Source organism: Kitasatospora sp. NPDC056800, assembly GCF_042789775.1.
Classification (GTDB): domain Bacteria; phylum Actinomycetota; class Actinomycetes; order Streptomycetales; family Streptomycetaceae; genus Kitasatospora.
The window spans coordinates 1-3,441 of record NZ_JBHUAL010000368.1; the positions used below are offsets into that span (position 1 = coordinate 1).

The following is a 3,441-nucleotide window of genomic DNA, read 5'->3' on the forward strand; positions in this document are numbered from 1 at the left end:
GCCCCTGGAGGGGGTGGCCGGCGTCGGTGAGCCGGGGTGGAGCGAATTCACGTCACAGAAGATTCGGTGGCGATCGAAGCACTGTGGGAATTCCCGGTGATTCGGCCGGGCGAATTTCTGTTCGGGGTTCGCTCTGCCGGTTCGTCAGAGGATCTGGATGGAGTTGACTCGCGGCGGGCGGTTCGGGAAGGAGATGTCGGTCCAGCGGTTGATCCGCACCGAGTCGCCGTTGGCGTCGGAGTAGACCAGGTCGTTGTTCCCGGTGGAGATCCGGTCGACCCACCACCCGCCGAAGCCGATCGACCCCCCGTTCGCATAGCAGTCGACGCTGTCACGGCCGTCGAGGTGCGACCAGATCTTCAGGAAGTCGTTGCGGCTCCCGTCGCACTGGACGTGGTCGATGGCGAAGGCGTTGCCGGACGGCACGGCCACGGTGAGCGTGGCGGCCGCGGCGAAGGCCATCGCCATCGAGCTCACGACCTTCTTGGCTTTCGAGATCATGGATTCTCCTCAGTCGGATGAAATGTCGAATCGGAGACCGCTTCGCAACGAGTTTCGGTTGCGTCGTGCTCGATCAGTATCCAGACCGCTTTTGTGACGGTCAATCGAACGAAGCCTGACCTCACGTGTTCTCGGTCATTTCCCTCCGTGTTTTCGGCGAGGCGTGGGGTGTGGTGTTCTGGTGGGTCGCGAGTGGTCCCGGGGTCGGGCGGACGGGCCGTCGACCGAGGGTCGCCTAAGTGCTGCGCTGACGTGGGGTGATGGTCGGACGGCCGACCGCGCGCGACGGGTGTCGGGGGACGCCTGGCTGGGAGAGGGGGGTGGGGCTGGCGGGTTCGCGCAGGACGTGTCGTGCGGTGCCGGGGGAGGGCGTGGACGGCGTCCCCGCGCCCCAAGCGGCCGCCGTGGCCGCCCGTGGCGACGGCGACGACCTGTCTCTCCGGCGTCCGCTCCTGGATGCGGTCGCGGTCGAACCGGGCCGCGACAGCCCGTCTGGAGCGATGACATCGGCATCAACAGCTATCATCGCTCCATGACGATGAATAGCCCGGCGGCCGGGTCCCCGGCCACCACCTCGTGCGGCGCGCCCTCGGCAGCGGTGGCCCTGTTCCGCTCGCTCGGCGACCCGGCCCGCCTCGCGATCCTGCTGCGCCTGGCCCGGGGCGAGGCCAAGGTCGTGGACCTGGTCGGCTGCGTGGGCCTGGCCCAGTCCACGGTCTCGGCGCACCTGGCCTGCCTGCGGGACTGCGGCCTGGTCGACTCCCGCCCCCAGGGCCGGGCCTCCCTGTACTTCCTGGCCCGCCCGGAACTGCTGGACCTGCTGGCCTCGGCCGAGCAGTTGCTCGCCGCGACCGGCGAGGCCGTCGACCTCTGCCCGATCTACGGCACCCCGGCGGCGCCCGCCCCGGACAGCACCGGGGCCGGCCGATGAGCGACGCCTGCGGCTGCGGCGACGACAGGAAGACCGTGGAGGGAGGGGAGGAGCGCGAACCGGAGAAGCTCTGGGAGGTCGGCGAGCTGCGGGCCGCCGCCGTGGCCGGCGTCCTGCTGCCGGCCGGACTGATCGCCGGCTGGTCCGGCGCGTCCGACACCGCGGTGAACGCGCTGAACGCGCTCGCCCTCGTCGTCGGCGCCTGGACCTTCGTACCCGCCACGCTGCGCCGCCTGGCCAAGGGCAAGGTCGGGGTCGGCACGCTGATGACGATCGCCGCCGTGGGCGGGGTCCTCCTCGGCGAGGTCGGCGAGGCCGCCATGCTGGCCTTCCTCTACTCCGTCAGCGAGGGCCTGGAGGCCTGGTCCCTGGCCCGCACCCGCCGGGGCCTGCGCGCCCTGCTGAACCTGGTGCCCGAACGGGCGACCGTGCTGCGCGACGGCACCGAGCGGACCGTCGCTCCGGCCGAACTGCGGATCGGCGACACGATGGTGGTCAGGCCCGGCGAGCGGATCGCCACCGACGGCACCGTCCGCGCCGGCCGCACCGCCCTGGACGTATCCGCCATCACCGGTGAGTCCGTCCCCGTCGAGGCCGGTCCGGGCAGCGAGGTGTACGCGGGCGCGATCAACGGCACCGGCGTGCTGGAGGTCGAGGTCACCAGCACGGCCGAGGACAACTCGCTGGCCCGGATCGTCCGGATCGTGGAGGCCGAACAGGCCCGCAAGGGCGCCGGCCAGCGCCTCGCCGACCGGATCGCCAAGCCCCTGGTGCCCGGCATCATGGTCGCCGCCGCCCTCATCGCCCTCGTCGGCTCCCTGCTGGGCGATCCGGCCACCTGGATCGAGCGGGCGCTGGTCGTCCTGGTCGCCGCCTCCCCGTGCGCACTCGCCATCTCCGTACCCGTCACCGTGGTCGCCGCCGTCGGCGCGGCCGGCAGGCTCGGCGTCCTGGTCAAGGGCGGAGCCGCCCTCGAAGCCCTCGGCGCCGTACGCGCCGTCGCCCTCGACAAGACCGGCACCCTCACCCGCAACCGGCCCGCCGTCGTCCGCGTCGCCACCCTGGACGGCCACAGCCGCGACACCGTCCTCGCCGTGGCCGCCGCGCTGGAGGCCCGTAGCGAACACCCCCTGGCCGAGGCCGTCCTGGCCGCCGCCCCCGGCGTGCCCGTCGCCACGGACGTCGAGGCGGTCACCGGCGCCGGCCTCACCGGCCGGCTGGACGGCCGCCCCGTCCGGCTCGGGCGCCCCGGCTGGATCGAGCCCGGCCCGCTGGCCGAAGCCGTCACCGCGATGCAGGACTCCGGCGCCACCGCCGTCCTCGTCGAGGACGACGCGACGGTGATCGGCGCGATCGCGGTACGCGACGAACTGCGCCCCGAGGCCCGCGAGGTCGTCGACCGCCTCCGCGCCCGCGGCCTGACCGTGGTGATGCTCACCGGCGACAACGAACGCACCGCCCGGGCCCTCGCCGCCGAGGCCGGCATCGACACCGTGCACGCGGACCTGCGCCCCGAGGACAAGGCCCGCATCATCGGCGGGCTCCGCACCCTCCGCCCGACCGCGATGGTCGGCGACGGCGTCAACGACGCCCCCGCCCTGGCCACCGCCGACCTCGGCATCGCCATGGGGGCGATGGGCACCGACGTCGCCATCGAGACCGCCGACGTCGCGCTCATGGGCGAGGACCTGCGCCACCTGCCCCAGGCCCTGGACCACGCCCGCCGCGCACGGCGGATCATGCTCCAGAACGTCGGCCTGTCCCTGGCGGTCATCGTCGGTCTGATGCCGCTCGCCCTCTTCGGCGTCCTCGGCCTCGCCGCCGTCGTCGCGGTCCACGAGCTCGCCGAGATCGTCATCATCGGCAACGGCGTGCGGGCCGGACGCGCCAAGCCGCTGCCCCCGGCCCCGACTTCGACCCCGCACCGCGCGAGCGCGCCCGCCCCGGCCGGAGCCGTCGCCTGACCCCTCGCCCGTAGCACGGTCCGCCGGCCCCGGCCGCTCCACGCT

3 protein-coding genes are annotated in these 3,441 nt (G+C 73.5%); 2 read left to right on the forward strand and 1 reads right to left on the reverse strand.

Going from position 1 to position 3,441, the window contains the following annotated elements:
• Positions 1–144 precede the first annotated feature (144 nt).
• On the reverse strand, positions 145–501 hold the full coding sequence (locus ACFRQN_RS40270; RefSeq protein WP_049649160.1) for a beta/gamma crystallin domain-containing protein: 357 nt from the start codon (positions 499–501) through the stop codon (positions 145–147).
• A gap of 532 nt (positions 502–1,033) precedes the next feature.
• Between ACFRQN_RS40270 and ACFRQN_RS40275 the strand changes: the two genes are divergently transcribed.
• Complete coding sequence (locus tag ACFRQN_RS40275; protein ID WP_074005866.1) at positions 1,034–1,432, forward strand: helix-turn-helix transcriptional regulator; 399 nt, start codon at positions 1,034–1,036, stop codon at positions 1,430–1,432.
• Positions 1,429–3,396 carry a heavy metal translocating P-type ATPase gene (locus ACFRQN_RS40280; protein ID WP_380745620.1) on the forward strand — a complete coding sequence of 656 codons (1,968 nt, stop codon included), beginning with the start codon at positions 1,429–1,431 and terminating at the stop codon, positions 3,394–3,396. The genes ACFRQN_RS40275 and ACFRQN_RS40280 overlap by 4 nt, the downstream gene beginning before the upstream one ends.
• Positions 3,397–3,441: the final 45 nt, after the last annotated feature.

Bases quoted from the DNA above. Each gene is read 5' to 3' on its own strand.
- ACFRQN_RS40275 (WP_074005866.1), top strand. From the start codon at position 1,034: ATGACGATGAATAGCCCGGCGGCCGGGTCCCCGGCCACCACCTCGTGC.
- ACFRQN_RS40280 (WP_380745620.1), top strand. From the start codon at position 1,429: ATGAGCGACGCCTGCGGCTGCGGCGACGACAGGAAGACCGTGGAGGGA.
- ACFRQN_RS40270 (WP_049649160.1), bottom strand. From the start codon at position 501: ATGATCTCGAAAGCCAAGAAGGTCGTGAGCTCGATGGCGATGGCCTTC.